General features: G+C 40.5%; 29 protein-coding genes and 3 tRNA genes. 8 read left to right on the top strand and 24 right to left on the bottom strand.

The window, feature by feature from the left end; genetic code table 11:
* Nucleotides 1–86: 86 nt before the first annotated feature.
* From AKG98_RS18935 to ruvC, 13 genes are all read right to left on the bottom strand, one after another.
* Nucleotides 87–163: transfer RNA gene (locus tag AKG98_RS18935), tRNA-Met, on the bottom strand.
* 45 nt (nucleotides 164–208) lie between these two features.
* A tRNA-Val gene (locus AKG98_RS18930) sits at nucleotides 209–284 on the bottom strand.
* A 28-nt stretch (nucleotides 285–312) separates the two neighbouring features.
* Nucleotides 313–389, bottom strand: a tRNA-Met gene (locus AKG98_RS18925).
* A gap of 223 nt (nucleotides 390–612) precedes the next feature.
* Nucleotides 613–1,398, bottom strand: a complete 786-nt coding sequence (gene ybgF / locus AKG98_RS18920; RefSeq protein WP_067049656.1) for a tol-pal system protein YbgF — start codon at nucleotides 1,396–1,398, stop codon at nucleotides 613–615.
* A gap of 12 nt (nucleotides 1,399–1,410) precedes the next feature.
* A complete protein-coding gene (pal, locus tag AKG98_RS18915) occupies nucleotides 1,411–1,989 on the bottom strand; it encodes a peptidoglycan-associated lipoprotein Pal (RefSeq protein WP_067049653.1) in 579 nt (192 codons plus the stop codon).
* 20 nt (nucleotides 1,990–2,009) lie between these two features.
* Entirely contained in the window at nucleotides 2,010–3,380 is a 1,371-nt protein-coding gene (tolB, locus tag AKG98_RS18910) for a Tol-Pal system beta propeller repeat protein TolB (RefSeq protein WP_067049650.1), read from the bottom strand.
* A 1-nt stretch (nucleotide 3,381) separates the two neighbouring features.
* A complete protein-coding gene (gene tolA / locus AKG98_RS18905) occupies nucleotides 3,382–4,479 on the bottom strand; it encodes a cell envelope integrity protein TolA (RefSeq protein WP_067049648.1) in 1,098 nt (365 codons plus the stop codon).
* A gap of 58 nt (nucleotides 4,480–4,537) precedes the next feature.
* Nucleotides 4,538–4,963, bottom strand: coding sequence for a protein TolR (tolR, locus tag AKG98_RS18900; protein ID WP_067049645.1), 426 nt, complete (start codon nucleotides 4,961–4,963; stop codon nucleotides 4,538–4,540).
* 3 nt (nucleotides 4,964–4,966) lie between these two features.
* Nucleotides 4,967–5,659 (bottom strand): protein TolQ, encoded by a 693-nt coding sequence (gene tolQ, locus AKG98_RS18895; protein WP_067049642.1) that lies wholly within the window; start codon nucleotides 5,657–5,659, stop codon nucleotides 4,967–4,969.
* On the bottom strand, nucleotides 5,646–6,065 hold the full coding sequence (gene ybgC / locus AKG98_RS18890) for a tol-pal system-associated acyl-CoA thioesterase (RefSeq protein WP_067049639.1): 420 nt from the start codon (nucleotides 6,063–6,065) through the stop codon (nucleotides 5,646–5,648). Before ybgC ends, tolQ begins: the two co-directional genes overlap by 14 nt.
* 141 nt (nucleotides 6,066–6,206) lie before the next feature.
* Entirely contained in the window at nucleotides 6,207–7,214 is a 1,008-nt protein-coding gene (gene ruvB, locus AKG98_RS18885; protein WP_067049636.1) for a Holliday junction branch migration DNA helicase RuvB, read from the bottom strand.
* 17 nt (nucleotides 7,215–7,231) lie between these two features.
* The gene (ruvA, locus tag AKG98_RS18880) at nucleotides 7,232–7,852 is read right to left on the bottom strand and encodes a Holliday junction branch migration protein RuvA (RefSeq protein ID WP_067049633.1); all 621 of its coding nucleotides are present in this window, start codon (nucleotides 7,850–7,852) and stop codon (nucleotides 7,232–7,234) included.
* 90 nt (nucleotides 7,853–7,942) lie between these two features.
* On the bottom strand, nucleotides 7,943–8,464 hold the full coding sequence (ruvC, locus tag AKG98_RS18875; RefSeq protein ID WP_067049630.1) for a crossover junction endodeoxyribonuclease RuvC: 522 nt from the start codon (nucleotides 8,462–8,464) through the stop codon (nucleotides 7,943–7,945).
* A 257-nt stretch (nucleotides 8,465–8,721) separates the two neighbouring features.
* On the opposite strand from ruvC, the gene AKG98_RS18870 reads away from it, so the two are divergent.
* The 5 genes from AKG98_RS18870 (at nucleotide 8,722) to AKG98_RS18850 (ending at nucleotide 11,958) form a co-directional block, all read left to right on the top strand.
* The gene (locus tag AKG98_RS18870) at nucleotides 8,722–8,949 is read left to right on the top strand and encodes a glutaredoxin family protein (protein ID WP_006032893.1); all 228 of its coding nucleotides are present in this window, start codon (nucleotides 8,722–8,724) and stop codon (nucleotides 8,947–8,949) included.
* An 80-nt stretch (nucleotides 8,950–9,029) separates the two neighbouring features.
* Nucleotides 9,030–9,437 (top strand): cytochrome b562, encoded by a 408-nt coding sequence (locus AKG98_RS18865; protein WP_067049627.1) that lies wholly within the window; start codon nucleotides 9,030–9,032, stop codon nucleotides 9,435–9,437.
* A 63-nt stretch (nucleotides 9,438–9,500) separates the two neighbouring features.
* The gene (locus tag AKG98_RS18860) at nucleotides 9,501–9,893 is read left to right on the top strand and encodes a DUF2750 domain-containing protein (protein ID WP_006032895.1); all 393 of its coding nucleotides are present in this window, start codon (nucleotides 9,501–9,503) and stop codon (nucleotides 9,891–9,893) included.
* Between the two features lie 219 nt (nucleotides 9,894–10,112).
* On the top strand, nucleotides 10,113–11,048 hold the full coding sequence (locus AKG98_RS18855) for an alpha/beta fold hydrolase (RefSeq protein WP_067049624.1): 936 nt from the start codon (nucleotides 10,113–10,115) through the stop codon (nucleotides 11,046–11,048).
* 115 nt (nucleotides 11,049–11,163) lie between these two features.
* On the top strand, nucleotides 11,164–11,958 hold the full coding sequence (locus AKG98_RS18850; protein WP_067049621.1) for a ribonuclease H family protein: 795 nt from the start codon (nucleotides 11,164–11,166) through the stop codon (nucleotides 11,956–11,958).
* A 101-nt stretch (nucleotides 11,959–12,059) separates the two neighbouring features.
* Here AKG98_RS18850 and AKG98_RS18845 read toward each other — a convergent pair whose 3' ends face one another.
* On the bottom strand, nucleotides 12,060–12,368 hold the full coding sequence (locus AKG98_RS18845) for a hypothetical protein (RefSeq protein ID WP_067049619.1): 309 nt from the start codon (nucleotides 12,366–12,368) through the stop codon (nucleotides 12,060–12,062).
* A gap of 185 nt (nucleotides 12,369–12,553) precedes the next feature.
* On the opposite strand from AKG98_RS18845, the gene AKG98_RS18840 reads away from it, so the two are divergent.
* A complete protein-coding gene (locus AKG98_RS18840; protein WP_067049615.1) occupies nucleotides 12,554–13,471 on the top strand; it encodes a M15 family metallopeptidase in 918 nt (305 codons plus the stop codon).
* Nucleotides 13,472–13,508: 37 nt separating this feature from the next.
* Here the strand turns inward: AKG98_RS18840 and AKG98_RS18835 are convergent, their stop codons facing one another.
* From AKG98_RS18835 to fruB, 4 genes are all read right to left on the bottom strand, one after another.
* Nucleotides 13,509–13,922 carry a phosphate-starvation-inducible protein PsiE gene (locus AKG98_RS18835; RefSeq protein WP_067049611.1) on the bottom strand — a complete coding sequence of 138 codons (414 nt, stop codon included), beginning with the start codon at nucleotides 13,920–13,922 and terminating at the stop codon, nucleotides 13,509–13,511.
* A 156-nt stretch (nucleotides 13,923–14,078) separates the two neighbouring features.
* Entirely contained in the window at nucleotides 14,079–15,812 is a 1,734-nt protein-coding gene (gene fruA, locus AKG98_RS18830; protein ID WP_067049608.1) for a PTS fructose transporter subunit IIBC, read from the bottom strand.
* A 17-nt stretch (nucleotides 15,813–15,829) separates the two neighbouring features.
* On the bottom strand, nucleotides 15,830–16,774 hold the full coding sequence (gene pfkB, locus AKG98_RS18825) for a 1-phosphofructokinase (protein ID WP_067049605.1): 945 nt from the start codon (nucleotides 16,772–16,774) through the stop codon (nucleotides 15,830–15,832).
* Nucleotides 16,774–17,886 (bottom strand): fused PTS fructose transporter subunit IIA/HPr protein, encoded by a 1,113-nt coding sequence (fruB, locus tag AKG98_RS18820; protein WP_067049602.1) that lies wholly within the window; start codon nucleotides 17,884–17,886, stop codon nucleotides 16,774–16,776. The genes pfkB and fruB overlap by 1 nt, the downstream gene beginning before the upstream one ends.
* A gap of 238 nt (nucleotides 17,887–18,124) precedes the next feature.
* Between fruB and cra the strand changes: the two genes are divergently transcribed.
* Entirely contained in the window at nucleotides 18,125–19,108 is a 984-nt protein-coding gene (gene cra / locus AKG98_RS18815) for a catabolite repressor/activator (RefSeq protein ID WP_067049598.1), read from the top strand.
* Nucleotides 19,109–19,134: 26 nt separating this feature from the next.
* Here cra and AKG98_RS18810 read toward each other — a convergent pair whose 3' ends face one another.
* On the bottom strand, nucleotides 19,135–20,019 hold the full coding sequence (locus AKG98_RS18810; protein ID WP_067049594.1) for a LysR substrate-binding domain-containing protein: 885 nt from the start codon (nucleotides 20,017–20,019) through the stop codon (nucleotides 19,135–19,137).
* Nucleotides 20,020–20,183: 164 nt separating this feature from the next.
* Between AKG98_RS18810 and AKG98_RS18805 the strand changes: the two genes are divergently transcribed.
* A complete protein-coding gene (locus AKG98_RS18805; RefSeq protein WP_067049668.1) occupies nucleotides 20,184–20,939 on the top strand; it encodes a TSUP family transporter in 756 nt (251 codons plus the stop codon).
* Between the two features lie 18 nt (nucleotides 20,940–20,957).
* Here the strand turns inward: AKG98_RS18805 and AKG98_RS18800 are convergent, their stop codons facing one another.
* From AKG98_RS18800 to AKG98_RS22355, 5 genes are all read right to left on the bottom strand, one after another.
* The gene (locus tag AKG98_RS18800) at nucleotides 20,958–21,269 is read right to left on the bottom strand and encodes an S-adenosylmethionine decarboxylase family protein (protein WP_067049591.1); all 312 of its coding nucleotides are present in this window, start codon (nucleotides 21,267–21,269) and stop codon (nucleotides 20,958–20,960) included.
* 69 nt (nucleotides 21,270–21,338) lie between these two features.
* Nucleotides 21,339–23,087: a polyamine aminopropyltransferase gene (locus AKG98_RS18795; RefSeq protein ID WP_067049588.1), complete on the bottom strand. Its 1,749-nt coding sequence runs from the start codon at nucleotides 23,085–23,087 to the stop codon at nucleotides 21,339–21,341.
* A gap of 168 nt (nucleotides 23,088–23,255) precedes the next feature.
* The gene (locus tag AKG98_RS18790; RefSeq protein WP_067049585.1) at nucleotides 23,256–24,146 is read right to left on the bottom strand and encodes a DUF350 domain-containing protein; all 891 of its coding nucleotides are present in this window, start codon (nucleotides 24,144–24,146) and stop codon (nucleotides 23,256–23,258) included.
* Between the two features lie 90 nt (nucleotides 24,147–24,236).
* A complete protein-coding gene (locus AKG98_RS18785) occupies nucleotides 24,237–25,211 on the bottom strand; it encodes a hypothetical protein (protein WP_067049582.1) in 975 nt (324 codons plus the stop codon).
* Between the two features lie 148 nt (nucleotides 25,212–25,359).
* A complete protein-coding gene (locus tag AKG98_RS22355; protein ID WP_157534168.1) occupies nucleotides 25,360–25,515 on the bottom strand; it encodes a fatty acid cis/trans isomerase in 156 nt (51 codons plus the stop codon).
* Nucleotides 25,516–25,914 lie beyond the last annotated feature (399 nt).

The raw sequence follows: 25,914 nt of genomic DNA, 5'->3' as shown, positions 1-25,914 counted from the left end.
GAACCAGTGACCCTCGCCTTGTAAGGGCGATGCTCTCCCAACTGAGCTAAGGACCCACAAATTTTGCTATTATATAGCGAACAAATTGGTTGCGGGAGCCGGATTTGAACCAACGACCTTCGGGTTATGAGCCCGACGAGCTACCAGACTGCTCCATCCCGCGACAATATGTTTTCATTTAGCTTACGCTAGGGTACGTAATTAAATGTGGTGGGTCCTACTGGGCTTGAACCAGTGACCCTCGCCTTGTAAGGGCGATGCTCTCCCAACTGAGCTAAGGACCCACATATACCAATTAATTGGTGATAGAAATGGTTGCGGGAGCCGGATTTGAACCAACGACCTTCGGGTTATGAGCCCGACGAGCTACCAGACTGCTCCATCCCGCGACAATTCTATAATCAAGATATCAATTAACTAAACGACTTACGTTGTTTTCGCTAACCCCTGTCTCAATGGCGGCTATAATACTTTTTTCAGAAAACTCTGCAAGTAAAATCTGCTCAGAATCACAATTCAATGATAAAACTCTGAATTCCGTTCAGTTTAACGCCAATAAGATGACAAATAGCACAAACCAATAGTTCGTTAATGTTGAACAATCTTAAAATATTACTTCAGTGCTGCTAGCTCTTTTTTTGCGAGCTTAGCAACAGCATCATTTGGATAATCTTTAATCACGAGTTCAAAATAACGCTTCGCTTCACCCTTAGAGCCCGATAGCTTAGCGAGTTGACCAAGTTTTTGTAATGAGTCTGCCCGTTTATTTGACGTAGGATACTTAGTTACGATCGTCTCAAATTCAGCTTTAGCATCATCATTCTTATTATCTTTACGAAAAAGCAGACCTAACCAATAATGTGCATTTGCGGCTAACTCAGATTCTGGATACGTAGAAATAAAACTTTGTAACGCAGGAATTGCTTCATCATATTTACGTTCATTTTTGATTAATTTGATCGCGTAGTTATAAGCATCTTTACCGGTCAAATTTACCGGCTGATTTGTTGCATTTAGAATATTTGCATCAATTGCAGCAGGAACGACAGGTTTTGCGACGAGTGTTGTACGAATACGCTCAATATCATTGAGAATATCACGTTGACGTTGCGTAATTTTGCCTTGTTCTAGTTCGCTTTCTTCGATAGCACCCTGTAAATTCATTAATTCAATTGATAATTGATCAAGTCTCTGCTGGGTTTCTAATTGTGCTCTCGTTCGAGCTTGGAGGATATTCTCTATACGGGTCAAGCGTTGCTCAACAGAGCGAGTCTGTTTTTTAGTTATCACCGGTTCAGTACTTGCATTTACATCAAATACGGTTGCTGGTGCGGCATGCCCGAAACCACTATAAAGAACGGCCATGATCATGGCCGTTTTAGTATTAATTCGAATCAAGGTGACTAATCCTTAGTAAACTAGCACTGCACGTCGATTTTGAGAGAATGCAGCTTGAGTATGAGAAGTATCTACAGGCTTCTCTTCACCATAACTAACTGTCGAGATTTGGCTTGAAGAAACACCTAAGTTAGTTAGGTATTTAACCACAGCATCAGCACGGCGATCGCCTAGTGCAATGTTGTAACCTGGCGTACCACGCTCATCGGCATGACCTTCAACTAACACTTTAACTGCAGGATTATCAATTAAGAAATTAGCATGATCTTGTAATAACTCACCGTACTCTGCAGTAACGGCTTGTTGATCAAAACCAAAGTAAACAACATGGCGTTTACGTAGCTCGTCAATTACTTGTTTTTTAACTTCTTCAGGTGTTAAATTTTCAACTGCGTCAATACTTATGTCAGTATCACTACCACTAACAACAGTTGGATCTGATTCAGCATTAGCCGTTGAGTCATTTGTTGTTTGTTGTGCAGAACTTTCAACTGCATCATTTGCAGTTGTATCCGTTGTTGAGCTACATGCAGCCAATGTCAGCATTGGTAACGCAATTACTAAACTTTTTAAGATTTTATTTAGTTGCATTTTCATTTTCCTATCAATAATTAATTCTTTTTAGATGTCAAGAAAGGTGACCACGCTGGTGATTTTACTTCTCCATCGCTTGCTGGTAAAACCGCTTTAAAGCGCCCATCCATTGAGACTAACGATAATACCTGTTTTCCCTTAACAACCGTGCTGTAAATCACCATGCTGCCATTAGGCGCAATGCTTGGCGACTTATCAAGACGACCGTTAGTCAGTTTTTGAACATATCCATCTGACAAATCCTGCTTCGTTACACTATACTTACCTTTTTGCAAACTAACCATCACTAAATTTTTACCATCTGGACTAATTGAAGGATTTAAGTTTGCGTTGCCTTCAAAGGTAAGTCGTTTAATTTTCTTACTTTCTAAATTAACCTGATAAATTTGCGGACGCCCGCCACGTTCAGAGGTGAAGACAATCGACTTACCATCAGGCGCCCAGGTTGCTTCGGTATCAATACCACGGTTTTTCGTCAACCTTTCCAAGTTTTTGGTCTTTAAATCATAGACATATACATCTGCCTGGCCAGATTTAGACAATATCATCGACAACTTCGAGCCATCAGGTGAAAATACCGGAAAAATATTACTCCCTTTATACGGTTCGATTAGCTCACGTTTCTGTGTGACCAGATCATAAATCCAGATTTCATGTTTTTTGTCTTCCATACTCATATAAGCCAGTTTTTTACCAGTAGGGTCCCACGACGGTGACATAACAGGTTCTTTTGAGCGGAATAATACATGTTGATTCATGCCATCATAATCAGAAATTAATAATTTAAATGGATATTTATCATCATAATTAATAGCGACATAAGCAATACGCGTTAAGAATGCGCCACGCGTACCGGTCAGGCTTTCAAAAATATAATCGCTTAAACGATGTGAGATATGACGAGGACGACGAGTCGAGAAATTACCTTTCAAATTAAGCTTAATATGATCGGTATTTTTAACTAACTGCTCATCAATTTTTTGTGGCGTTTGATTTTTAAAACCAGATAACACATTAATGAGTTGGAAATGGATCTGTAAACGACCATCTTGTAGTGGTTTTATTGTACCAATCACTATTGCTTCGACACCTGTTTCTTTCCAGGCTGCATAGTCAACGGCACTTTCTGTTGCTGGCGTTTGCGGCATTAAGCCTCGTTCCAATGGCGAAAAACGACCACTATTACGTAAATCATCCGCGATAACACGCGCGAAATCCGTCATGTCTTTTGGTTTAGGCTGTGCACCTAACCACTTAAATGGTACTACAGCAACAGGTCTGGCACTGTTTGTGCCTTCTGTAATTACAATTTCTAATGCCGCATGCGCGATTTGTATCTGCATGAGACACACAATAAAGAAAGATAAAAATCGTTTAGTTATACTCATATTAAATCTCTGGTCTAAAAATCAAATTAATATTTTTAAGTTTACTTGCCACTTCAGGGTCAGTAGACATAGGTAAAGAACCAGCCTTGTTCACCGCGTTAACACCCGCTCGGCAAACAACCCTATCGCCTTTACCACTCGTTACACTTAGTACCAAACCTGAGTCAGACAAACGAATATTAAGCGCACAAGATTTACCTTTCATTGCGTCACTGGTTAACATATTTCGTTGGATCGAACTTTGAATTCTCAGCGTGTATTTATCTACTTCACTCAAAACTTCTTGCTGACGTACTGCATCGAGTTGTTGGATTTCACTATCTAACTCGGATGCAAATTCAGCTTCAATTTGCGCTTGCATCAAACGTTCTTGTCGATCTCGTTCTATTTTAGCGACACGTTGGCGCTCTTTTTCTGCCGCTTTACGTTTTTGTTCTGCGACACGCTTACGTTCTTGTTCAGCTTTAAGCTTGGCTTCTTCTGCTTTTTTACGTTTCTTCTCGGCAACAGCAGCAGCCTGACGTTTACGTTCTTTTTCTTCGGCTGTTTTGCGTTTTTTATCCGCTGCTGCAGCGGCTTGTTCAGATTTTTTACGCTCTAATTCTTTCTTAGCACGTTGTTGCTCTGCTTTCTTCGTTGCAGCTTCGGCACGTTTACGTTCTTCAACTTTCTTCAAACGTTGTTTCTCAGCTTTAAGCGCAGCAACTTCAGCTCGTTTACGTTCAACTTCTTTTTCGGCGCGCTTGGTCTCTGCTCGTCTTGCTGCTTGTTCTGCTTTTCGCTGATCATTTTTTGCTTTTACAATTGCAGCTTCTTTTTGTCGACGTTCTTCATTAAGCTTTTTAATACGGTCTTCCGCTTGCTGCACTCGTTGCTGTTCTTTTCTGCGTTTGTCTTGCTCGGCACGTTTAATCCGGTCAGCATGTTGCTTTATCGCTTGCTCACTTACAACGACAGCTTGGATAGCTTGCACTTTTGGCTTTGGTTGTTGTTTTAATGGTGTCGAGGTTGCACTTAAACCAAGTAGCACGAGTAGAACGACATGTAATCCAACCGAAATAATAATAGCGACTGAGTACTTAGACCGATTATCCTTCATCTTTATTTATACCCTACCCTTAACTCTAACTCTTAACTCTTAACTACTTTAAATTTAACTACTCTACTGGATCTGTCATTAATCCAACAGAAGTTGCACCAGCCTGTTGTAAAACAACCATTAAACGGATCACTTGTGCATACGCCACAGAGCTATCACCTTTAACGACAACAGGTGTGTCCGGCTGTAGTTTTAAATGGGCTGCAACTAACGTCGCTAAATCATCGGGCGACATAGGTGACTTATCACCGTCACCCACATCAAGGTAATATAAACCATCTTTATCAACAGAAGCGACAATGGGTGGCTTACTGTCTTGTGATAACGCTTCGGCTTGGGCTTGTGGTAGATCGACAAGTACACCTTGAGTCACTAACGGGGCCGTCACCATAAAAATAATAAGTAGCACCAACATGACATCTATATACGGTACTACGTTAATTTCCGCTACAGGTCGTCTACGCTTACGTCGATAAGGCTCCATAGCTTAATCCTGTGTTTTTTTAGCCAAGGTCTGGCGATGTAAAATACTTGAAAATTCTTCCATGAAATTAGCATAATTATTTTCAATTCTCATCACTTGATCAGAAAATCGGTTATAGGCAATAACAGCTGGAATCGCGGCGAATAGACCCATTGCGGTTGCAATCAAGGCTTCAGCAATACCCGGTGCAACCATTGCCAACGTTGCTTGCTGCACAGCACCTAATGCAATAAATGAACTCATAATACCCCAAACCGTACCAAACAGACCGATATAAGGACTAATTGAGCCGATTGTAGCTAGATTATTTAAGTGAACTTCAAGGTCGTCAACTTCACGCGATAAAGCAACCCGCATCGTACGGTAACTGCCATCCATGATCGCATCGGTATTTTCTTGATCAGTATTATGAATACGCACATATTCTTTAAACCCAGAGTGGAAAATTAACTCCATACCCTGAATATTATTCTTCCGCGATTCGCTTTCTTTATACAATTTAGATAAATCGATACCAGACCAAAATCTATCTTCAAATCGTTTCGACGCTTCATTGGCTTGCTTCAATGCTTTTGAGCGGTGAAAAATCATTGCCCATGATGCTACGGACATGGAAAGCAGTATTAACATCACTGCTTTTACCAATAGGCTAGCTTCCCAAAAAAGTTCAAAAAATGAAATATCAGCAGCTTCCACTGGTTAGTTTCCTTATAATTTCTGTAGACATCGCACACGGTTTCTTATGTGATAATTGAATGCATGCCACTTTAACGGTTAATTCTGACAGTAACTTACCATTTTCATGATAGATACACTGAGAAAAGACCAACGATGCGCGTTTTAGTTCCTTAATATGTGACTTTATAATTAATAAATCATCAAGAAATGCCGGATAACGGTAATCGATGTCTATTTTACGAATCACAAATGCGAGATCTTGCTGTAATAACAGCGCTTGTGAAAAGCCTTTATCACGTAACATTTCAGTTCTTGCACGTTCTGCATAATTTAAATAATTACTGTGATAAACCATACCACCAGCATCTGTATCTTCAAAATAAACACGCACGTTGAATGCACTTTCTACTATATCATTTTGCATTATTCTAAAACCCACATCTTTAAACACTATAACTCTAACTTATAACGCTACAATCTAAAATTTGGCGCTATAAGTTCAACAATCATACCTGACAAAAATAAGAGATGAAATTGATTTAATGTGAAGAATACATTTCAGCCGTTATTTTTCTGGATAATCAAAGCCTAAATGTAGATAAGCACGTGCTGTTGCAATACGCCCACGTGGAGTACGCTGTAAGAAGCCTTGTTGAATAAGATACGGTTCAAGTACATCTTCAATGGTTTCACGTTCTTCACCGATTGCCGCAGCAACGTTATCTAATCCAACAGGTCCACCCGAGAAAGTATCAACAATCGCGATTAACAACTTACGGTCCATGTAATCAAACCCGCAAGTATCCACATCAAGCATGCTTAACGCCGCGCACGAGATCTCGGCATCTATATCGCCATTATGTTTTACTTCTGCATAATCACGTACACGACGTAATAAACGATTGGCAATACGCGGTGTACCACGTGCACGTCTGGCTATTTCTAACGCACCCGCGCTATCCATCTTCAGCCCTAAGCACTTTGCCGAGCGTAATACGATATCTTGCAAATCTTCAACCTTATAAAACTCAAGGCGTTGGACAATACCAAAACGATCGCGTAATGGCGATGTTAACGAACCCGCACGCGTCGTTGCACCGATAAGCGTAAACGGGGGTAGATCAAGCTTGATCGAACGTGCTGACGGGCCTTCACCAATCATAATATCTAATTGGTAATCTTCCATTGCAGGATATAAAATTTCTTCAATTGACGGGTTCAGGCGATGTATCTCATCAATAAATAATACGTCATTGGGTTCTAAGTTAGTCAGTAATGCAGCAAGATCACCTGCTTTCTCGAGCACTGGTCCAGAGGTAGTTTTAATACTCACCCCCATTTCGTTTGCCACAATATTTGCTAACGTTGTTTTTCCGAGTCCAGGAGGACCGAAAATTAATAAATGGTCCAGCGCATCATCACGACGTTTACTGGCTTCAATAAAAATTTCCATTTGACTACGTACATGGTCCTGACCTTGGTAATCTGACAACATTTTTGGTCGGATAGCACGGTCTATCACTTCTTCTTCACGGACGGTACCGCTAGAAATTAATCGATCAGCTTCAATCACTAAAGTAACTTCCTAAATTAATTCTGTAAGGTGGCACGCAATGACAGACGAATGATATCTTCACAACTCATACTTGGCTGTGCAACTTGCTTGATCATCTTCGCTACTTGCGCAGGTTTATACCCTAAACCAACCAAGGCGTCTTCCGCTTCTTCAATCGCATTCGATGACGTATTACCATAACCTTGTAATTGTGCTTTATCTGCTTCAGGGGTAAACAAATCTTGAGTCACCCAGTTTTTTAGACGGTCACGCATTTCGACCAATAAACGTTCAGCGGTCTTTTTACCCACACCCGGTAATTTAATTAAACTGTTAATATCATCGTGTTCAACACAGTGTGCAAACTGGTTTGCCGTCATACCAGATAGAATCGCTAATCCCAGTTTAGGGCCAACACCATTCACTTTAATCAACTCTCGGAACATTAAACGTTCCATTTTATTATTAAAGCCGTAAAGTAATTGTGCATCTTCTCGAACCACAAAGTGGGTGTAAACGATCACTTCTTTATCCACATCGCCAAGCTCATAGAAGCAGCTCATTGGCAGTTTAATTTCATAACCGACACCATTCACTTCAAGTAAAATTTCGGGCGGTTGCTTTTCTAATAAAGTGCCACGTAAACGTCCAATCACAATTATTTTCCAACATTTTTAAATACGAATATAATGTTAAGTAGCATAATAAAATACTGGTTAAATATCCAGATCAATTTCTTTTTTCGGTTAATTGTAACGTCCGCGCGCAGTGCCTTTAACCTTACCCGCCATATTAATCAAGGTACGTAAACTCTGGGCATGACATAATGCCACGGCGAGTCCATCGGCAGCATCAGCTTGCGGCGTTCCTGGTAACTTAAGTAAATTCACCACCATTTGCTGGACTTGTTCTTTATCTGCGCCACCGTGACCAACGACGGCTTGCTTGATCTGACGAGCGGTATATTCTCCAACCTCAAGATCATTAGATACCGCAGCAACGATAGCGGCACCACGGGCTTGGCCCAGCTTTAATGCTGAAGCTGCATTTTTACCCATGAATACATCTTCAATAGCAAATTTATCTGGTTGAAATTGAATGATAATTTCACTCACTCCCGCATGGATCTGCTTTAAGCGCTCAGGTAATGTATCACCTGATGTACGAATACAACCACTGCCTAAATATTGGAACTTACCGTGTATATGTTGGATCACGCCGTATCCAGTGATCCGGGAACCCGGATCTATGCCAAGAATAATACTCATACTTTATTATCTTCAATTATCATGTTTATAATTACAGTATACCTGCACCTAAGCTTGAAACCTAAACCCACTACTTTATCCATATTCCATTAAAATAACGCGTATAAATTAAACAATTGAAACCGCACATCGTTGCCTTATTATTCCACCATTTTGTAAAAAAGTGTATTTCAAATCATTTGGTCATATTGATACATTGTGAATCAGTGTTAGCTTGGTATAATGCGCCTTTTTACAATCAACCTTGTGGGGCTAAAATGAAAAGAGTCGTGTTATATACGCAAAAGAAATGTCCAAATTGCGATACGGCAAAGCGCTACCTAGATGAAAAGAAAATACCTTACCGTTTATGCAGCGTAAATGAACCACGTGGCAGTAAAGAATTAGCCGCAATTGGTGGTCGAGGTGTACCAACACTTAAGATTGGTGACCAAATACTGCGTGGTTTCTCAATTAAATCATTCGAAAATATGTATCGCGGTTAATCCCCCATACAAACCTGACTGTTATTACGCTCTCGGTGTTATTAACAACAGCATTTAATCATTACTTATGGATATAAATCATGAAGAATCGTTTTGCTCAGCTAGGCCTTATCATCAGCTTATTGTTTTCTACATTGGTCAACAGTGCCGAAATAGACAGTATCGATCTTAAAGTTACCATGAAACAAATGAGATTAGCGTATACTCAAGCAATGAAAACAACATCTGCGGATGAGTTTTCTACTCGCATTGATGAAATGAGTAAAATGCTTGCCGTAGCACAAAGCTATAACTTTTCACCTGACCGTGCAGAAATGTCAAATCAAGGTTTAGATAAAGTAGAATCAATACTGAACAGCATTCAACAAGCCAATATCACAGACGAAAACCTCGCCGTTGCGAAAGCTAAATTAGAAGACGTTGATAGCTTAAGAAAAGAATACCACAAGAAAAGTAAGCCTAGCATTTGGCAGCTCATCTTTGGTTAATAAACAATTACATGTCGGTGATGAGTATTACCGTCATATTAGTAAAAATTAGGAACAGATTACATGTCAAACACGCTCGACGAGAACCAAATAGCAACAATTCAAGCTTACGATGAAGAGAAGCGCCTTAGCTATTTATTAAAAGAAGTGACAAACGAACGTAAAATCTGGATCTTAACGGATGAACACGGTTGTGTAATGCTAAATAACGATGATGAAGATTGTGTGCCAGTATGGCCTAACGCAGAGTTTGCACAATCTTGGGCTACTGGCGAATGGGAACACTGTAAAACAGAATCTATTTCATTAGCTAAATGGCAAAGCCGCTGGACATCTGGTTTAATGGATGATGACTTAGCTATCGTTGTCTTCCCAAATCTTGATGACGAAGGTCTTATTATGTTCCCTGACGAATTTGATATGGCATTACAGAAACAAGCGAAGAAAAAGCGCTAACCGCCAATAAATAACTGTTTATTAAAAAGCATGCCAACATCAAATGGCTGGTATGCTTTTTGATTTCTGCCATTCATTCATTCTAAATCACCGTTTACTCTTTCATACCTACCACTTAAATAATATTATTTTTGATACCACTAAGTTAAATTAATGTTATTTTATTTACCTCCAATCTAAGGTATTGTTTTATATTCCCTCAGTAATCGGCCAAACGATATGATTTCCAACAAGCTAAAATTATTCATTATTTATATATGTTTTTCATTATTAACAGGCTGTTCGGTTGTTCGCTGGAAAATAGACTCGGATGAAGATAGCTTAAAATCTGTGGGCTTTGAGCAGCACCTGATGAGTTTAGAAGAAGGTGGTTCGCTGAGTTATTGGCGTGGAGGTAAAGGACAGCCACTATTACTGCTTCATGGATTTGGTGGCAATGCCGTCACGACATGGAAAAAAGAAATGCTGGCACTCAGCAAAGATTATGATGTTATCGCACCAGACCTAGCTTGGTTTGGTGACTCTTTTAGCACAGGTGAAGCTAACCTCGCAACAGAAACACAAGCAATATGGCAGTTAGTCAATCAATTACAGCTTGATAATGTCAATATTGCCAGTATCTCTTATGGCGGCTTTATCACCTTTAATATGCTCAATAACACTCAAGATAGCCGAATTAATAAAGCCATCATCATCGCCAGTCCTGGCCCCTACTTCAGTGATGATGACCTTGCTGCGTTAAACAAACGATTTGCTGTCGATAAACCAGAGGACTTCTTTATACCAAAGAACAGCGATGAATTACGCCGTTTATTTGGTGGTATTTTTGTTGAACCTAAAATGATGCCCGATTTTATTGCAGATCAAATTTATCAAACTTACTTTGCCGCTTGGCATAAACAGAAAATAGCCATGGTTCAATCATTACCTGCCGATCGAGATGCTTTACTCGAGGCGCCAGTATCATCAACACCAACATTGCTCATTTGGGGTGAAAAAGATCGTGTATTTCCTGTTGAACATGGCATTTACCTGAGTAAAAAAATACAAGCGCCCCTTATTGTTATACCCGACACGGGTCATGGGGTCACGAATGAACAACCCGACTTAGTCGTACGCCTGATTAAAACATTTATCGAAAATGAAAAAATATAATAAATAGCCCGCTTGATAACGCATGAATTGTGTACAAGGCTATGGTTATAGTTGGTAATTTGGCTTAAGGCATTTATTATTTAGGCATTAAACTTTAAGAGTATTAAATTAAGTTATGAGTAAAAAACATTACGTAGTATGGAAAGGTGTGAAGACTGGGGTATTTGATAATTGGTCTGAAACTAAAGCACAGATTGATGGCCGCAGTGATGCGCAATACATGGGTTTCCCATCAAAAGAAGAAGCAGACCAAGCATTCGCCTCAACCTATACTCGCGCATTAATGAAACGCTCATTAGCAAAAGAAGGGGCGACAGGTTCAGGTGTTAAACCAAAAGCAACACGCCCTGCAGGTGCATCTAAGTCAATTCTATCAACACCACCACAAGTTGCAGATCTCAACATTTATTGTGATGGTGCTTGCTCTCCTAATCCGGGCAAATCGGGTACAGGCATGGCTGTTTATGAAAAAGATAAGCTGTCACAATTATGGTACGGCTTATACGAAGCTAACGGGACGAACAACTCAGCAGAATTAAATGGTTTATTAGTCGCCTTCCGCTTTGCAGCCTCACACATAGAACAAGGTAAAACAGTACAAGTGCTATCTGACTCTAGATATTCGATTGATTGCATCACTAAGTGGGCAAAAGGTTGGAAAAATAAAGGTTGGAAACGTGGTAAGAATGAAGAAATTAAAAACCTAGCCATTATTCAACAATGCTTTAGTTTGTACGAGAAATTAAAATCCAATTTAATTATTTCACATGTTAAAGGTCATGCAAATATCGAAGGAAACGAGCTATCAGACCGTATGGCGGTATTAGCACGTAGCCAACAAGAGCCTAAGTTAGTGCAATATACTACCAGTATTAACGTTACCGAAATTCTAGCAATGCCATCAGGCTAGTAACGCTAGCCGACATTAAGCTACATTTACGTCTTATCTAATATAGAGGAATAAGCTGATGGTACTACCTCAGCTTATTCCTCACATCCCAAATATGCCCATTACATAATAGGCGTACAACCTTTCAGCAGCAGCGTCATATTCGCACTCGATTTAGCTTGAGCATAATAAGTATCTGTCGTTGTAGCTGCACTTTGAGTCATAGAGCCAATATCAGCAGAAATAAGCGGAGCAAGTACCGTTAGCCCCGATGTAGACTGCCGATCCATTTCATAAGCTGAAAATGCTTTACTGATTTCGGTACACGAAAAAGCATCAGCGCCTTGTTGCGCCATATTATAAGCCTGAGATGACGTTTCACAACCCGTGAGTAGACCTGCAAACAATGCCATTGCTATTATTTTATGCATCAAACTTCCTTATGTTGTTGAATATATGCGCCAATACTCAGCGTTTAAATCAATATTCCCTCATCCATTATAGCTGACAGAATTAAGATAAGCCGCGACAGAGCACATGCATAAAATAATTACGTATTTACATTTATCAGCTGCACGTTAAGATGATCAAAACATGGTCAAATGAACGGAATAATATGTCAACATATTGGTTTAAAAGATTAATCCCAGCGCTAATCTGTAATTCACTGTTGCCTGTTTCGGCTGCAAATATAACTGAATTGTCAGGCAAAGACTGTCGTGCAATGACAAATGCGGGCGTTATGTCCTCAGCAGCGCCTGTGCAGTGTAGGCGTTTAAGACAAGTACAATTCAAGTATATCGATTTTCAGGATCAGCAGCATAATAACGGTTCAATTATCGTCATGGATGCAGTATCACCTTACGTAGCAACGATCTTTGATCGTTTATATGAATTGAAATTTCCCATCAATAAAGCACAACCAATCCGCCACTATCACGGTAATGATGACCTATCAATGGCAGACAATAACACTTCCGCATTTAACTATCGCCCTATCACAGGTAAGCGTTCACTATCAGTTCATGCCTATGGTTTAGCTATTGACATTAACCCAAAACAGAACCCGTTCGTTGAGTTTGGTGAACAAGGTAGCGCAAGATTCAAGCCTGGCGATGGTGCTAAATACGCGAATAGAATGAAATTTAGATACGGTAAAGATGAACGCCAAGGCTTTGCTGAAGATGTTGTCGCTACCTTTGCTGATAATGGCTTTTTATATTGGGGTGGTTTTTGGAATACACCGATTGATTACCAGCACTTTCAAGTCAGCCGTAATATGGCCAACTTAATGTCGGCAATGCCAGCGGATAATGCCAGTCAGTTCTTTGATAATTATGTGCAGTGGTATCAAGCATGTAAGGTGAGTTACCCGACCGCTTATGCGGAACATAAAGTGAACGACTATGTACATTATTTAGAGACTAAGTTAGATAGCAAGTCACTCAATAAAACCTTTATTCAATCACCAGAGAAAGTAATAGCGGCAATCCAACAGCCGCTACAAACGTCTACTATTTGTGTAAAAGATTAAACAGTACAAGGAATTAAGTCCCTTACTAAGGCTGTTATTATTCGTCACCTAATGGTTTATAAGGCCAATAGAAATGACCTGCACGGATAATAACGGTCGATACTGCTAATACTAATGCAGCAACCGATAACCAGACAACATCCACACTCTGTAGTTCTTTCATTCCTAGCGTAATATAACGGGCAATTGCCATGATTGCGATATAGATAGGATAGCGAACAGGGATCTTACCATTAACAACAAATTGCTGGATCATGGCGAGTACTTCTAGGTAGATAAACATTAACAAGATATCCGTTAACTTTACCGTTTGTTCTTCATAAACATGATAAAAGTCATTTGCCATCGCGTAAATTGTCGCCATAGTAATTAAAACAAGCAACACAGCTTCGATATAACTAAATATTTTTAAAAATACGTGACTAAACTTTTTGGGTAAATGTGATGGCATACTTGCTCCGTGTCCAAATGCGCTCATACTGAATGTAAACAGTCGCCACTAATATACTCGCTATTACAGATAAATCATATGTCTCTATCGTTAATGCAAAAAGCCAGCTTAAGCATTAACTTAAACTGGCTTTGGATTAACATAGAGGCAAATTAATTAAGCTATCACCGCTTCTGTCTTATCTGACTTTTTAAGTACTGCATAACTGATACCCGTCACCAGTGTACCCGCAACAATCGCCACTAAATACATAAATACAGGTGTAATCGCGTTTGGAATTAACAGAACAAATAGACCGCCATGTGGAGCCATTAATTCAGCGCCAAACAACATAGATAATGCACCTGTTAATGCGCCACCAGCAATACAGCTTGGGATAACACGCATTGGATCGCGAGCAGCAAACGGGATTGCACCTTCAGAAATAAAGCATAAACCTAAAACAAACGATGCTTTACCTGCTTCCTGCTCAGTGTTATTAAATTTACGCTTTGCAAGGAAAGTCGCCAGACCCATACCGAGTGCTGGCACCATACCTGCAGCCATCACAGCGGCCATCGGCGCATAGGTTTGCGATGCTAATAAGCCAACACCAAAGGTATATGCTGTTTTGTTTACTGGACCACCAAGGTCGAAGCACATCATGCCACCAAGGATAATACCCAGCAGCACAGCGTTAGCCGACCCCATATTATTCAAGAATTCAGTGAGTGCATTCATCGCCGCTGAAACGGGACCACCAACAACATAAATCATCACTAAGCCAGTGATTAACGACGCTGCTAACGGAATGATTAAAATAGGTTTCAGTGCTTCCATTGATTGTGGCAGCTGTACTTTTTCTGCAATTAACTTAGCGGTATAACCGGCAAGGAAACCAGCAACAATACCACCTAAGAAACCAGCGCCAGTTGAACTTGCTAACATACCACCAATCAAACCTGGCGCAAGACCGGGGCGATCCGCAATAGAAAACGCAATAAAGCCAGCCAGTACAGGGATCATAAGCGCAAAGGCCGAACCTCCACCAATAGTCATTAACGCGGCGGCTAATGTACCCTCTTCTTTAAATGCTTCGATACCAAATACAAATGACAAGGCGATAGCCAAACCACCAGCAACAACTAACGGTAGCATGTGTGAAACACCTGTCATTAAGTGCTTATAAACGCCCGATTTTTCGGTGCCTGTTTGTTCGTTTGTTGCCGCTTTACCATGACGATATACTTGTGCGTCATTAAAGGCATTATCCATTGTTTGGGAAGTTTTCTTCAATGCTAAACCGGTACTGGTTTTATACACTTTTTTACCATCAAAACGGGTTAAATCGATATCAATATCAGCAGCAATAATAACAATATCCGCAGCGGCAATTTCAGCACTGCTCAATTGATTTTTAGCGCCAACAGAACCACGCGTTTCAACTTTAATCGTATGTCCTAGACGCTTTCCTTCTTGTTCTAACGCTTCCGCGGCCATAAAGGTATGTGCAACACCTGTTGGACAAGCCGTGATCGCCACAATATTTTTACCCGCAATAGCCGTTTCTGTACTTGTAACGGCCACGTCATTACTACTAACAAGCTCAACCGCCTTTTCAACGGCCTGCTCTAAGTATGCCTTAGCATCAGTAAATACAACATCCACTTCTGAGCGGTACACTTTTTTACCAATGAAACGTGCATCATCAATGTTCTTACTCGCCGCAACAATAATACAATCAGCTTCAGCAATCTGCTTATCAGTTAAAGGCGTTACAGGGGCGACAGATGAATGACATTCGATATTCGCTTGCCACTTTAATTCTGTGACTGCTTTTTCTAATAAACCCGCAGCAATAAGGCTGCTTGCTATACCACTTGGGCAAGCCGTTACAATTGCAATTTTCATTATTAATGTCCTTTAAATTAGCAAATAGCGATGTGTTCACTCATAGCCTGTACCGAATTTATGTCTTTAACGCCAACACCAACTTGCGTTACCGCTAGCGCTGATAATGCCGTTGCAAAACGTAATGTTTGCTCTTTATCCCAGTTATTCAGATGCCCCCAGCACATACCAGCAACTAAGGTATCACCCGCTCCAACCGTACTAACAACATCCATCGTAGGCGGTTTTGCCTGTAACCACCCTTCTTTGTTTAACCACATAACCCCTTCAGCACCGAGTGATACCACTACATTGGCAATACCTGTGTTTGATAACTGCTGCGCGATTTCGGTTAATGATTTGTCCGCTTGTGCCGAACTTTCCGCCCAATGGGCTAACTCTTCATCATTCGGTTTTATTAACCAAGGTTTTACTGCAAGTCCTGCACTTAATGCGGCATTACTACTATCAAAAAATACCTTTTTACCTGCCTGTTGCAATTTTTCAATCCAATTAGCACACACTTCTGGACTAACACCGACAGGTAAACTACCCGCAATAATGAATACGTCATGGCTTAACGATAAGTTAAACAGCATGGTTTCAAATTCTACGAGTGCCGCAGCAGTAACGCTTACGCCCGGAAAATTAATATCACTAACCTGACTGTTCGCTTCGACTAACTTAACGTTGATACGTGTTGCACCTTGTACGCGGATAAATTTATCTGTGATCTTGGTACGCTCAAACAACTGACAAAAAGGCGCTTCATTTTCAACACCTAAAAATCCAGTCGCTGTCACATCAGCCCCGAGTTCAGCGAGTACTTTAGCGACATTCACGCCCTTACCCGCGGGCTCTAATGCGCAATGATTAACTTGGTTTACCGTCCCTTTAGCGAGCGTCTGCAAGTGGCCCGTTAAATCCAATGCTGGATTTAGCGTCACGGTTACTACTTTTAATGTTGTTAATTGCATGATCATTATTTACCTTCACCTAATCCAGCATCGATACCTTCACCAATCGCTTTTAACGCCAATTCAGCGTCATCGCCTTGGGCTGTAAACGTAAGCACTTCATCGCAACTTACGCCTAAAGACATTAATTTCATCAAGCTTTTTGCATTGGTTGATTTACCCGCCGCATTGGTGACTTGAATATCAGCCTGATATTTCTTGGCGATATTCACTAACATGGCACTTGGTCTTGCATGTAGACCATGGCTGTTATGAATCGTAAAGATGGCCGTTACGCCACTCGGTTTAACGTTCGTCAATAAACCAATAACCGTGTCAGCATCTGTATTAAATAACTGACTCACTTGTTGCTGATAAACTAAATCAACCACGCATTGCATGTTATTCAGATGCAGGTTGTTAGCACTTGCCAGCATGAGCACGCCTTGAACAGCTAAGTTGTCTTGATATAAGGGTTCCGCAGGTGTTACAAACGAAATAGCCGTTGTCGCTACCGATTTCGTTGTTTTCGCTAACCATAAACCTTGACCCAGATGAGTCATAGGTGTTGTGATCGCATCTGCAACCCCAGTATTATCAATACAGTGATGATGTTTAAGTAATCCCGCCGCAACAGCGGTGAGTTGTGATAGGTCTTTCGCTGGGAAAGCAAGTTGTACTAAATCAGCTGTGAATAGTGTTTCTGATTGCTGGCGACCTTCAAGCAAGGTAATAATAGATTCCGTACTATCACATTGCTGTAGCTGTTGCTCTATGCCATCAGCACTTAATACATGCGTCAGCTGTTTTAAAATGGCTAAATGTTCATCCGACTTAGCCGCAATTGCAATGGCTAAATAAACTGTTTGCCCCTCACCCCAATCCACACCTTGTGGGAAATGATGTAATTGCACACCGGTTTTATTAACCAAGTCACGCGTATCAACCGTGCCATGTGGGATAGCAATGCCATTACCTAAATATGTAGAGTGCAGCGCTTCACGCGCAAACATACCCTCGACATAATTTGCTTCCACATAATTTTTATTTACCAAATCTTGCGCCAGCGTTTTAATCGCGAGCTGTTTGTTCGGCGCCGATTGATTTAACTTAATGTCATTCGAAGACAGTGACAACATAACTTTACTCCATAATACCTTAGGTAATAATGCGACTACTCTTTGCTTTAAAATCGAGCTGAATCGTTTCAGCAAATAGGTGGTTAAAAAGGCTTCAGTGATGACAAAATGAGAATAAATGGCATTGCTGAAACCTTTCAGCTAATATACTGAAGTGTTTCTAGACCGATTACAATCGGTCAATAACAAATCATGTAAGAAACTATGAGCGAGCGCACAGATTAGGGATGAAACAACCATGACATTAGATGAAATAGCCAAACTAGCGGGTGTATCACGTACCACGGCCAGTTATGTGATCAACGGGAAAGCCAGTAAACACCGCATTAGTGAAAACACCCAAAAAAAAGTAATGGCTGTCGTTAATGAACATAATTACCGCCCTGATCATGCCGCACAATCGTTACGTGCAGGCAGTAACCGCTCGCTTGGTTTAATCATTCCTGATTTAGAAAACAGCAGTTATGCTAAATTAGCCAAATTACTCGAACGGGATGCACGTAAAGCGGGATACCAACTCATCATTTCTTGCTCTGATGATGATGTGGATACCGAGATAAAAGTCGCAGAAACCTTATTAAGTCGTCGTATTGATGCTTTATTAGTAGCAAGTGCACTTCCTGCTGATCACAGCTATTACCGCACCGTTCAAGCCAATGGTGTGCCAGTTATCGGGTTAGATCGTGCGATGGATGATGAAATTTTTTCTTGTGTGATCAGTGAAGATTTAGACGGGGCTTATGAGCTTACCCAGGCCTTATTACAACAAGATATTAGTTCCATCGGCTTAGTAGGCGCAGTACCAGACCTTGGTATATCGAAAGAGCGTGAACAAGGATTTCTATCCGCGATTAAGCAGCATGGTATCCCGGTTAAAAGATTAACCGCTTATGGTGATCACTTTAGTCAAGAACAAGGTCAAGCCCAAGTGCAACAATGGATAGATAACGATACTTTTCCTGATGCCATCTTAGCCACTTCATATACGCTATTTGAAGGCGTACTTGATTGCTTGATACTCAACCCAAGCTTAATGGCAACAACGAAACTGGCTACTTTTGGTGATAACCGTTTATTGGATTTCTTACCCAGCAAAATTCAATCATTACCGCAGCAATTTGAATTAATTGCCGAACACGCACTTAAAATGGCGTTAAATGCCGTGAATGGCCGAAATCAACCTGGTGTTGAAGTCGTGTCTCGGAAAATAATACGTCGTTAATACAAGCCAAGCAATAACCAATACAGTTATCTATACGGTGCAAATAAAGGCAATAGCCAGTCAACGAACGTTTGTACTTTCAACGGTAATGGGCTGGCCGTTGGCGTTAGTAAATAATAACTATATGGACTGACAAAACTGGCTGAAAATGGCACCACTAAACTGCCTTCTGCAAGTTGCTGACTCACAAAAAATCGCGGGATCAGTGCCACCCCCATACTGCTTACAGCTGCCTGACTGAGCATATAGAAATGCTCCATCCCAAACTTATTATCCGTGGTTAACTCCATTCCTATATCATCTGCCCAATAACGCCATAAACCCGGTCTCGAAGTATGCTCAAGCAAAGTCATCTTGTTGATATCATGCAGTGATGTCATCTGCTGCGCTAATTGCGGCGAGCACACAAAGCACAAGTCCTCATCCATCAGCTTAATCACATTACAACCATGTGGTCGTGTCGTTGCACTGCGTATCGCAATGTCATACTGATGTTGAGTAAAATCAATCGTAAAATCACCAATGGATAAATCAACGAATAAATTAGGATTACTGAGCTTAAAGCTTTCCAGACTCGGGATTAACCAACTAATCGTCAAACTCGGTAATACATTAATGGCGATACGTTGTGCTAGTTGTGGCTGGGATATGAGCTCTTGCGTAGCACTATTAATTGTTTGCAACGCATTCTGAACCTTGAGCAAGTAAGGTTTCGCTTCTTCAGTAAGTACTAACTTTCGATGTTGACGAATGAATAGGCTCACACCAAGGTATTGCTCTAATATCTTCACCTGTTTACTCACCGCGCCATGCGTCACAAACAACTCCTTGGCAGCTAGCGTAAAACTCACATTTCTTGCGGCTGACTCAAAAGCACGCATGGCATTTAATGGTGGTAAATTAGGATACATAGCAATACTCATTTTAACTGACGAATACAAACTGCGTGAGTTTATCTCACACAACAAAGAAGATAACTCCTTTGCGTTGATCGTGCAAATAAGATTATATACCCAGGTTATTTCAAAATATTGCAATTAAAATTACGCAGGAGCACAACATCATGGGTTTGGATATGTCTTTTCAGTTATCAGCAGAAATTGTTGGACTGTTATTTTTAGTAGCGGTCGTCGCTGGTTTTATTGATTCTATCGCTGGCGGTGGCGGTCTGCTGACTATTCCAGCATTATTATGGGTTGGTCTTCCTCCTGCAACGGCCCTTGCAACCAACAAACTACAAGCCTGTGGCGGTAGTTTCTTTGCCAGTTTTTACTTTATTCGCAAAGGAATGGTCGATGTAAGAAAAATGAAACTGGCCATTGCCTGTACTTTCGTCGGCTCAGCCCTCGGCAGTATTGCGATCCAATCCATTGACCCAAGCATATTGGAAGTCATTTTACCTTTTCTCATTCTTGCCATCGGTGGTTATTTTTTATTTTCGAAACAAATTAGCGATGAAGATAAGCATCAGGTACTTACTCCAACACTATTTGCAGTAACAGCGGCTTTCGGTGTTGGTTTGTATGATGGTTTCTTTGGTCCGGGCACTGGGAGCTTCTTTGCAATGGCATTTGTTTCGTTGGCAGGGTTCGGCTTGGCTAAAGCAACTGCACACGCCAAAGTGCTAAACTTCGCAACTAATATCGCGTCGTTGATATTCTTTGCACTCGGCGGGAAGGTATTATGGGCGTTGGGTGGCATTATGTTAGTTGGCCAAGCGCTAGGGGCAACACTTGGCTCTCGTTTAGTATTATCAAAAGGCGTTAAAATCATTAAACCATTAATGGTCACCATGTCTATCGCAATGAGCTTGAAACTGCTTTATTCGTAACGGTTTACACCCAAGCCACTACGACGTCGTTACTTGCCATTGCTGTTTAGCCGCCGACCCTTGCAAGTAACGGTCAAAATTATCTAATAAAGAGGCAGCACAACTGGATAACTCGACATACGATTTCCCCTCTTCAGGAAACGTATGTACCGCAGCATGGCTTTCAGCTAACAGCCACAACGCGGTATAACCCTGAGGTTGAAAATAATGCTCAACAAAGTTCAATACCGTAAAACCCGCACGATTTAGATCAGCTGAAATTACGCGTTTAAGAGATTCGCTATCACAACTACTTAACCACCAGCGTTGATTATAGATTTTTGCTTCCATCGTTATTTTCACTTATCAACATTACAATAAAACAACACAGTTACAGGGCCTTAATGACTATGTCCGCAACTAATTCTTATACAATTCTGACTCAGTTTGCCACGCCTCACGGTTATAATCGTACAATACCCCAGAGCCAAGTCGATTAATCTCAATGGTGTCCATTTTGTCATAAAAATTACCAGGAAAAACAAACGACGCTAATAAAAACTCTTTATTTAACCAGCTCGACGGTACAGGTAAAGTATCGACATCCTTTATACGTCGGCTTGCCGATTTACCACGTGTTGTCGCAATCGTCCAGCCCCATTGACCAAATGACGGAATATTACGTTGATACTGTTCAACATGTAAAAACCCTGCTTCTTTCACCGTTTTACCTATACTTAAAAATGCATTTTGAGCATGATAAGGCGATGTCGATTGTATTGCTAATGCACCATCTGCTGCTAATAATTGACGCACCTGATTATAAAAGTAATCGCTGTAGAGTTTATTTAAATCGGGATGATTGGGATCAGGTAAATCAATGATAATCGTATCAAACTTAGCCCCTTTATCGAGTAATGCCTCTATTTTTAAAAATGCATCAGTCACATATAATGTTAAACGCGGATCTTGTAATGAACTTTCATTTAAACTTAACATACGTTGTTTGATTGCTTCAGGCGCAGCATAGTCCACGGTATTGGCACCAAACAATGCCAATAGTTCAGCATCTAAGTCCACTAAAGTCACCGACTTTACAGGCCAACGCAGTACATTGCGCAGTGCTAATCCATCACCACCACCAATAATGAGTACCTTATCGTGGCGGTTAGATGCAAGCATTGCCGGATACACTAATAAGTCATGATATAGCTGCTCATCAGCACTAGAAAACTGTAAATGACCATTAATGAACAAGTCTGTCACTGGTTCGGCTTGGTTTTTCAAATAACGTTCAGTCACGACCACGTGCTGATATTTTGTCGACTGAGAGTAAATTACTTTATCTTTGTATAACACACTGCTTAATTGCGCTAACCAGCCCGTACCCAAGGTTAAAATAACCGAGAACAATACAATTAATAACAAGTGACAAAGGAACAATAACTTAGCCCAACGGATCTTATCTTGATAACGCCATAAGAATGCTAGCCCCGCAATAACATTGAATAATGCTGTCCAGGCCGCCGCTTCCATAATGGGCAACGACAGCATGATAGAGACCCAAATCGCGGCACCAATACCAGCGCCAATATAGTCTGCACCATAAATAGTACCGGCATTGTTTTCTAAAAATCGGCCATATACTTGCTGGCGAACCCTTGCGATCAGAGGGATCTCCATACCGATAAAGATACCGAGAATTAAACCGAACACATACGGCATAAATTTAGCAATTTTTTCTAACTGTTGTGGTAAGTAGCCATCAAGTACAACATTACTGGGTAAATTAAACGTCGCTGATAACAGCTGAGGTAAGCTATAACTCACGGCTATCATCGCTGAAATAATCAAAATACAGCTCATACCGATTAATGCTATTAACGCTTCTAACCAAGCAAATGCAGTAAAGGCATCTTTAAACCAACGCGCCATAAACGCGCCAATACCCATTGCTACAATCATGGTACCTATCATGGCATAAATAGCACTTTCAACCGAGCCTAATACCCTGCCCGCATAATGCGAAAGCAAGTATTCATAAATCAAACCACAACCAGCAAGTATGATCATGACCGAGATTAATAACGCATCGTGAAACCATAAAGTACGTTTACGCTGCTGTGCTTGTTTTGCTTTATTATCACTATTTACAACTGAGTGTTCCACACGATGCCTTACTGTATTTTAATTGATGTTAAGAGAATTAAGTCGTGACTTGAAACTTAAAAAGCTCAAACTCAACAACATGAACAGCATCATGATGACTGAACAGCATTATTAAATTTGAGCCATATCTATTATTTAAATAGGCCAATCTATTACTTAAATAAGCAATTAGCTACCAAGTAAAGTTGCCATCGTTAAACCAACCGAAAACGAAACGGTTGCCGATATAACCGCAACACCAATGTTCTTTTGGCGAATAACTTCATCTGCAATATCAACACCAGATAAAATCACTTTAATGGTGATCAATTGTAAAACAGCAAAGATAGCCACACTGATAACAGCAAAAAATGCCCAATACATGAGACTTAAACCAATATTATCGGCAGCATACGGCGCAAGGCCGGTTGCCGCGGTAATCGCTAAGCCAGAGCCAATTAAAAATCCAGCATAACGAATACCAACAGCCAAATTATCATCTAAGATAAGTTGTTGCAGGCAATCACCTGTGCGTTTAAATAAGTGCACACGATATTTACTCACTAATAACATAATTATGTTAGCCACAACAAACGCGGCAATCACCACAGGTAAACCATGCCAACCTTCTGTAAGCACCCAAATCAGCGCAGAACGTACCACAATTGCAACCGTGACAATATGACCAAACTCAACAAACGCGGCGGTCACATTACCTTTAACGATTTCATCGTGCAGACTGACTTTTTGTAATGCCACCTTATCTTGGAAAAAATGACCTGCTTTAATTAACGCGATAGCTAATACGCCATACCCTGCCATTTGTGCCGCTTCTTCAAAGAGTGAATCAGCAAAATCACCACTAGTGACACCTGTTAATACAATGGCCAGTCCAGCTAAGCCAGCCGCAAAACTAATACCAAAGGCAAAGTTATCACGCTTTGCAATTTCATCATTGGCATGTAAATTTGATACCCAGCCTTTGATCATTTTTAAACTAACAAACAAAGCAATGATAATAATAAAATCAATCACCAATGCTTGTGTCGTCCACAGCGTCAATCCATCAAACTCGTACATACTTAATCTCCATAACTTATTCTATCTATTTGCTCACGGCGTTCGATCTATTCGCTCATGACAGTTCTATCAATTCGTTATAATAGCTATCTATTTACCGCGTCTCACACCTCGTGATGTACGGCCGCCACTATTACGAAATGACCCCGTATTACTTTTCGCTTTACTACTTGTGAACGACTTTTTCGACTTAGAATAACTACTCACCGTTTTAGTTGGCGTGTAGCTAGAGCGGCTCAAACCTGCAGAGCCTGAACGTTTTTTAGCATAAGGAGAGCTAAATGATTGGCCTTTACGTTGAAAAGACTTGCGAGTCTTAGTTTCAACTGCGGCTTGCTGAGCACTTTGCTTAGGACTGGTATAACGTGAACGACCATAATCACTGTAATAACTATAACGGCGGTTGTTACTCCAGTTTGAATAATTAACACGACCCGTTAAATCACCAAGCATGCGATACATACCGTACCACTGCCAGAAACTGGTACCGCCACTGCCGCTTTGCCAGTTACCGTAATTCGGGTTACCGACCATCTGACTGCCCGCACCATAGTCTGAACCATCACCCGAACTTCTTTCTGCGATTTGACTAATCGCGCCAACACGTGCGAGTTCACCGTCAGACATATCCGCCAATACATTAATCGGATCTGTTAACGCATCATTAAATAAACTCAGCTTAGCCGCTTCTTGAATACGAGTGAGCTCATCAAGTAATGAGTTAGCATTATCTAACGTGACAGTTTCTAATTTAACATCACTTAAACGCATACCTAGATTCTGATACAAAGGTCCTTGTCGAGTAGCATCTTCTGTAATCAGGTTTGCTATACGTGTTAGCTCTGGTTTTTGTTGTTTTAAAACTTGCGCATATGCAGTTAACAGTCTTGCATTTCGAACACTGCCATTGTCAATTGCCGAACCCAATCTATCAAGATCGCTTTCAACCCTTGCAACTTGCTGGTTAATTGTTGTTTGTGTTTGTTCAAGTTTTGATTCACAGCCAGCTAATAACTGTAAAATAAATAACAGACTTATTAACTTCCATGGTTTAATCATTGACATAAATGGCCACCTATCTTGCCTGCCGACTCTAATATAATCAGCCATGGCGTTCTACGAATATCGATTTACACATCGCGTTCTGACTTTCTAATCCCTTGCTACTCTACGTTTTAAGCATCAAAAAATCAATTGGTTATAACGTGGTAAATTACCTATTTTGTAAACGCTTATAATCTAATAAACTCGTATTAAAAGGCTTTAACAGTTGATTTTGTGTTTGGTTCACTTCAGTGTGTGACCAGAATCGAGGAACTGAGCGTCTAACACCATAATCATCTACCCCAGCGTATAGTACACTTGCCATAGAATTTACTTATATTGCCATCACTGAAGACATAAAAAGCCAATTCAAGTATATGCTTAAATTGACTTTATTTTATACTTTAACAATATTCTTTATTTAAGCCTTTTATCTACTTGCTCATGCTATAACCATAAGGTGCAAAGTTTAAAGCTATGTAAAGTAATTTAACCTGTCATTCAGCCTGTGTAATTACCAGTCAAACCCAGTGATTTTTAATAATAACGAAGTAATAAATATTTAAAGCCCTTATATTTAGTGATGTATTATTTATAACCAAGCTCTATTGAAACGCGATAAAAATGAATTTTTATTGTAAGCATTTGTAAGATAAAACATCCACAATACAGGCTAAATAAGCACAAACGTGCCACTTAATCACTATAAACGTAAGTAAATCAC

It is taken from the genome of Moritella sp. JT01, assembly GCF_001574435.1.
Lineage (GTDB): Bacteria > Pseudomonadota > Gammaproteobacteria > Enterobacterales > Moritellaceae > Moritella.
Note: the sequence above shows the minus strand (reverse complement) of the source record. Positions and strands in the feature narration are given on the sequence as shown.

What these genes read in the sequence shown, in the direction of transcription:
- pal (WP_067049653.1), bottom strand. Translation starts at nt 1,989, where the DNA reads ATGCAACTAAATAAAATCTTAAAAAGTTTAGTAATTGCGTTACCAATG.
- tolB (WP_067049650.1), bottom strand. Translation starts at nt 3,380, where the DNA reads ATGAGTATAACTAAACGATTTTTATCTTTCTTTATTGTGTGTCTCATG.
- tolA (WP_067049648.1), bottom strand. Translation starts at nt 4,479, where the DNA reads ATGAAGGATAATCGGTCTAAGTACTCAGTCGCTATTATTATTTCGGTT.
- tolR (WP_067049645.1), bottom strand. Translation starts at nt 4,963, where the DNA reads ATGGAGCCTTATCGACGTAAGCGTAGACGACCTGTAGCGGAAATTAAC.
- ybgC (WP_067049639.1), bottom strand. Translation starts at nt 6,065, where the DNA reads ATGCAAAATGATATAGTAGAAAGTGCATTCAACGTGCGTGTTTATTTT.
- ruvC (WP_067049630.1), bottom strand. Translation starts at nt 8,464, where the DNA reads ATGAGTATTATTCTTGGCATAGATCCGGGTTCCCGGATCACTGGATAC.
- AKG98_RS18870 (WP_006032893.1), top strand. Translation starts at nt 8,722, where the DNA reads ATGAAAAGAGTCGTGTTATATACGCAAAAGAAATGTCCAAATTGCGAT.
- AKG98_RS18865 (WP_067049627.1), top strand. Translation starts at nt 9,030, where the DNA reads ATGAAGAATCGTTTTGCTCAGCTAGGCCTTATCATCAGCTTATTGTTT.
- AKG98_RS18860 (WP_006032895.1), top strand. Translation starts at nt 9,501, where the DNA reads ATGTCAAACACGCTCGACGAGAACCAAATAGCAACAATTCAAGCTTAC.
- AKG98_RS18855 (WP_067049624.1), top strand. Translation starts at nt 10,113, where the DNA reads ATGATTTCCAACAAGCTAAAATTATTCATTATTTATATATGTTTTTCA.
- AKG98_RS18850 (WP_067049621.1), top strand. Translation starts at nt 11,164, where the DNA reads ATGAGTAAAAAACATTACGTAGTATGGAAAGGTGTGAAGACTGGGGTA.
- AKG98_RS18845 (WP_067049619.1), bottom strand. Translation starts at nt 12,368, where the DNA reads ATGCATAAAATAATAGCAATGGCATTGTTTGCAGGTCTACTCACGGGT.
- AKG98_RS18840 (WP_067049615.1), top strand. Translation starts at nt 12,554, where the DNA reads ATGTCAACATATTGGTTTAAAAGATTAATCCCAGCGCTAATCTGTAAT.
- AKG98_RS18835 (WP_067049611.1), bottom strand. Translation starts at nt 13,922, where the DNA reads ATGCCATCACATTTACCCAAAAAGTTTAGTCACGTATTTTTAAAAATA.
- fruA (WP_067049608.1), bottom strand. Translation starts at nt 15,812, where the DNA reads ATGAAAATTGCAATTGTAACGGCTTGCCCAAGTGGTATAGCAAGCAGC.
- pfkB (WP_067049605.1), bottom strand. Translation starts at nt 16,774, where the DNA reads ATGATCATGCAATTAACAACATTAAAAGTAGTAACCGTGACGCTAAAT.
- fruB (WP_067049602.1), bottom strand. Translation starts at nt 17,886, where the DNA reads ATGTTGTCACTGTCTTCGAATGACATTAAGTTAAATCAATCGGCGCCG.
- cra (WP_067049598.1), top strand. Translation starts at nt 18,125, where the DNA reads ATGACATTAGATGAAATAGCCAAACTAGCGGGTGTATCACGTACCACG.
- AKG98_RS18810 (WP_067049594.1), bottom strand. Translation starts at nt 20,019, where the DNA reads ATGTATCCTAATTTACCACCATTAAATGCCATGCGTGCTTTTGAGTCA.
- AKG98_RS18805 (WP_067049668.1), top strand. Translation starts at nt 20,184, where the DNA reads ATGTCTTTTCAGTTATCAGCAGAAATTGTTGGACTGTTATTTTTAGTA.
- AKG98_RS18800 (WP_067049591.1), bottom strand. Translation starts at nt 21,269, where the DNA reads ATGGAAGCAAAAATCTATAATCAACGCTGGTGGTTAAGTAGTTGTGAT.
- AKG98_RS18790 (WP_067049585.1), bottom strand. Translation starts at nt 24,146, where the DNA reads ATGTACGAGTTTGATGGATTGACGCTGTGGACGACACAAGCATTGGTG.
- AKG98_RS18785 (WP_067049582.1), bottom strand. Translation starts at nt 25,211, where the DNA reads ATGTCAATGATTAAACCATGGAAGTTAATAAGTCTGTTATTTATTTTA.
- AKG98_RS22355 (WP_157534168.1), bottom strand. Translation starts at nt 25,515, where the DNA reads ATGGCAAGTGTACTATACGCTGGGGTAGATGATTATGGTGTTAGACGC.